At 70.1% G+C, this 3875-nt stretch carries 5 protein-coding genes and 1 pseudogene; all 6 read left to right on the top strand.

From position 1 onward, the window contains the following. Window positions 1-372: pseudogene (locus GRX66_RS17290) on the top strand (ornithine carbamoyltransferase); the annotation flags it as partial. Window positions 373-483: 111 nt separating this feature from the next. Next, entirely contained in the window at window positions 484-798 is a 315-nt protein-coding gene (locus GRX66_RS17285) for a YbjQ family protein (RefSeq protein WP_159527624.1), read from the top strand. Window positions 799-849: 51 nt separating this feature from the next. Further along, the gene (locus tag GRX66_RS17280; protein WP_159527623.1) at window positions 850-1311 is read left to right on the top strand and encodes a hypothetical protein; all 462 of its coding nucleotides are present in this window, start codon (window positions 850-852) and stop codon (window positions 1309-1311) included. Between the two features lie 63 nt (window positions 1312-1374). Next, window positions 1375-2283 (top strand): metallophosphoesterase family protein, encoded by a 909-nt coding sequence (locus GRX66_RS17275; RefSeq protein WP_159527622.1) that lies wholly within the window; start codon window positions 1375-1377, stop codon window positions 2281-2283. A 130-nt stretch (window positions 2284-2413) separates the two neighbouring features. Further along, window positions 2414-2641 (top strand): hypothetical protein, encoded by a 228-nt coding sequence (locus GRX66_RS17270; protein ID WP_159527621.1) that lies wholly within the window; start codon window positions 2414-2416, stop codon window positions 2639-2641. A gap of 187 nt (window positions 2642-2828) precedes the next feature. Then, the coding region (gene thrC, locus GRX66_RS17265) for a threonine synthase (protein WP_159527620.1) at window positions 2829-3875 on the top strand (1047 nt) is incomplete at its 3' end.

Below are 3875 nucleotides of genomic sequence, written 5' to 3'. Positions count from 1 at the left end.
GAGGCCGTCGACGTCGACGACATCCAGATGGCCGAGCACGCGCTCGCGCTGGTCGAGGAAACGGACGTCCTCATTGGCGTCCGGGCGTCCTCGAACGTCTCGGAGATGAGCGGCCTCGACCCCGAGGTCTCCACCGACGTCTGGGTGAGCATGGGCCAGGAGGCCGAACGCGACCAGCGCCTCGCGGCCTTCGAGGGGTTCCAGGTCGACGATTCGCTGCTGGGGGACGCCGCCTTCATCCACTGTCTGCCCGCGAACCGCGGCGAGGAGGTCGCGGCGGGCGTCATCGACGGCCCGCAGTCCGTCGTCTGGCAGCAGGCGGAGAACCGCCTGCACGCCCAGAAAGCCCTGCTCGTGGAACTGCTCGGGTAGCCGTCGGACGCAGCCGGTGACCAGGGCGGGGTCGCAGGCGCGTGTTGACGCAGGTTCACGCTGTGAAACCGGGGACACCGTTTTATCGCACTCCACGTCCGACACCCCCGCATGGAGTTCGTCACCACTGAGACAGTCCCCGGTCGCGAGACGCGAGAGTCGCTCGGCATCGCACGCGGCAACACGGTGAAGGCGCGCAACGTCGGCCGAGACATCACGCAGAGCATCCGGAACATCACCGGCGGCGAGCTGAAGGCGTACTCCGAACTCCTCACGGACGCCCGCGACGAGGCCATGGAACGGATGGCCGAGGACGCCCGGTCGATGGACGCCGACGCCGTCGTGAACGTCCGCCTGGAGACGTCCCAGATTGCGAGCGGCGGCTCCGAGGTCATCGCGTACGGGACGGCCGTGAAACTCGACTGAGCCGGCGGCACGCCGGCCCGCGAGCCGGTTCGGACAGCGCGGCAGCCAGTCATGGTCGAACGCAACGACCCCGCGAGAGCGGGCGTGAAAGCGGGTCGCGTGGTGGGAGTGGCGACGGCGGCGCTCTCCGTCGCCGCCCTGCTGGGCGTGCAAGACACGTACTACGAGCAGATGACGGTCCTGCTCGGGTTCGTCGGCGCCGACGCGGTCCCGCTCGCGGCCGTGTTCTGGGGGAACGTCGCGCTCACGGCCGCGGCGCGGTACACGCTCGCGTACGTGGTCGGGTCGCTGGTCGGCGTTGTCTACGACTGGCTCGGCCGCCCGTCGCTGGTGGTCCTCGGAATCCTCGTGAGTGTCGTCGGCGCCGTCGACGGAGCGTTCGCCGCTCTCGACACACGCAGCGCTGTGTTCGGGGTGGCGTACCTCCTCGCGTGGCTGTGTTACGTCCCCGTGTTCGCGCGCGTGTTCGACGAGTCGGCCGACGAACGGTCGGGACCGGTGCGGCTCAGTTGACGGCGGACGCCGACCGTCCCGGCATTCGTAACAGCTAACTGAACGTTCCACGGAGCGTCGGGCATGAGCCAGCGCCTGCTCGTGATGGGCGACAACCACGGCGACACGGAGTCGCTGCGGCGCGTGCTCGACGACACCGCCGGCGAATCCTTCGACGCGGCGGTGCACGTCGGCGACTTCACGCGGGCGATGCGCCGCGACCGCGCGGTCGGCGCCGAACAGTTGCGCGACGTCGAACCCCACCTCGCGGAACTCGACGACCGGGCCGCCCACGGCCTCCTGTGGGTGTACGGCAACCAGGACTACTTCGGCGACCTCGAGTACGACCTCGACGTCGGCACCGAGATCCCCGACGACGACACGGTGACGGTGGGCGGTCAGCGGTTCACGAACTCCCTCGACCACGTCGACGACGACGTGGTGCTGGTCACGCACATGGAGCGGTGGCGATTGGCTGACAGCTTCGACGGCCGCGCGCACTTCTGCGGGAACACTCACCTCGGCCGCCGCCACGGCCGCCGATTGAACGCGGCGTTCCTGCAGGCGACCGAACGCGGCGAAGCGGGCAAGCGCTTCGGCGGCTACTTCGTCGTCGACCTGCGGGCGGACGGGTTCGACGTCGAGATGCGGTCCATCGGCGACCTGCGTCGCGTCGAGTGCGACGACCACCGCGAGCGCGGCGTCCAGTTCCTGCCCGCGGACCAGCCGTGCATGTTCTGCTGGCAGGACGAAGTGCTCATGCGGGAGCTGGCCGCGTCATCGTTCTACGGCGTCACGCACGACGCCGACCGGGAGACGGCGTCCGCAGCGGAACTAATCGAGTACGCTTTGGACCTCTGGGACGACCCGCCGATGGGCTTCCGCAGCGACTTCGCGGCCTACCTGTCGGGCGTCGGCGAGGACAGGTACGCGCCCCTGGCGCGGACCGACGACGGCCGCCTCACTGTCGCCGAGGAGAGCTACGCCTACTGAGGGGCGGACGCCGTCGCGAGGCTGCCGTGCGCATCCGGGGCCCGAGCGAACAGAAGAGAGTTTCAGCAAACTCGCGTACAGAAATATCATTCTGGTTATCATTAAGGCGGATGCGGTCCTGTCTCCGTGTATGCGGAGCCACCAATCACACCACCCGCTCGCCGCGGTCGACTTCGAGGCGGTTGTCGCTGTGGCGGTGCTGTCCTCGGTCGCCGTGCTCGCTGCCGTTGCCGCCGTCGCCGCCCCCACGACCGCCGCCACCGTCGTGGTCACCGTGGCCGCGACGAGCGGCCTCCGGCGCCTGCGTGCCCTCGCGGGCAAGCCCGTTCCAGTGCAGTCCCCGACGATGGCGGAGTAACGAACCACCCACCCGCGTTTCGCGTCGCGAACCGAGAGCGCGTCCGTCAGTATCCAGCAGCAGGCTTCGGACGGAGTTCTGTCGCGTCGCCCAGCCCAGCGCCGTGGCCGCGACGCGGGTCCGACCGCGGCCGGCAAATCCCGCAGCACCCGCCCGGTATTTGTGTGTCCGCCACGGAGACGTGACTATGACTGACCTCTCGCTGGGCGGCCCCACCCCGGACGCTGCCGACGACGGCGTCTGGCTGGCGTGCGTGGAGTGCGGTGCGACGATCGCACCGTTCGACGACGTGGTGTACGAGTGCCCGGACTGCGGCGGCCTGCTGGAGGCGCGGTACGCCGACTACCCGACGTTCGACGAGTTCGACGGCGCGGGCGTCTGGCGGTACGCGGCGGCGCTCCCGTTCGAGGAGGGCGTCTCCATCCGCGAGGGGAACACCCCGCTGTACGAGGTCCCCGACATCGAGGGCGAAGCGGGCGTCGCCGACCTCCGCGTGAAAAACGAGGGCGCGAACCCGACGGGGAGTTTCAAGGACCGCGGGATGACCGTCGGCGTGCGCGTCGCGGACCGCCTCGGGGTCGACCGCCTGGCGTGCGCCTCGACGGGGAACACGAGCGCGGCGCTGGCGGCGTACGGCGCTCGGGCGAACACGCCGGTGCTCGTCCTGCTGCCCGCGGGGAAGGTGGCCGCCGGGAAGGTCGCACAGGCGGCGCTGCACGGCGCGCGCATCTGCGAGGTGGACGGCAACTTCGACGACTGCCTCGACGTCGTCGCCGAACTCGCCGACCGAGGCGAGGCGTACCTGCTGAACTCGCTGAACCCGTTCCGCCTCGAGGGCCAGAAGACCATCGGCCTCGAGATTCTCGAACAGTCCCGGGAGGCGACCGGGGAGTGGCCAGACCGCATCGTGCTCCCCGTGGGGAACGCCGGGAACACGGCCGCGCTGTACAAGTGCTTCCGGGAGCTCGTCGCCGCCGGCGAGATGACCGAGGCCGAGATGCCGAAACTCACCGGCGTGCAGGCCGAGGGGGCGGCGCCGATGGTGGAAGCAGTCGAGGCGGGCCGCGACTACGTCGAGCGCTGGGCCGACGTGGAGACCCTCGCGACGGCCATCCGCATCGGCAACCCCGTCAACGCACCGAAGGCGCTGCCCGGCATCTACGACACGGACGGCACCGCGGTCGCCGTCTCCGACGACCAGATCACGGCCGCCCAGCGCATGCTCGCGGAGGAC

The sequence above is a fragment of the Halobacterium bonnevillei genome (genome assembly GCF_009831555.1).
Classification (GTDB): Archaea; Halobacteriota; Halobacteria; order Halobacteriales; family Halobacteriaceae; genus Halobacterium; species Halobacterium bonnevillei.
The sequence above is the reverse complement of the archived record's forward strand: the minus strand, read 5'-3'. Positions and strand labels throughout refer to the sequence as shown.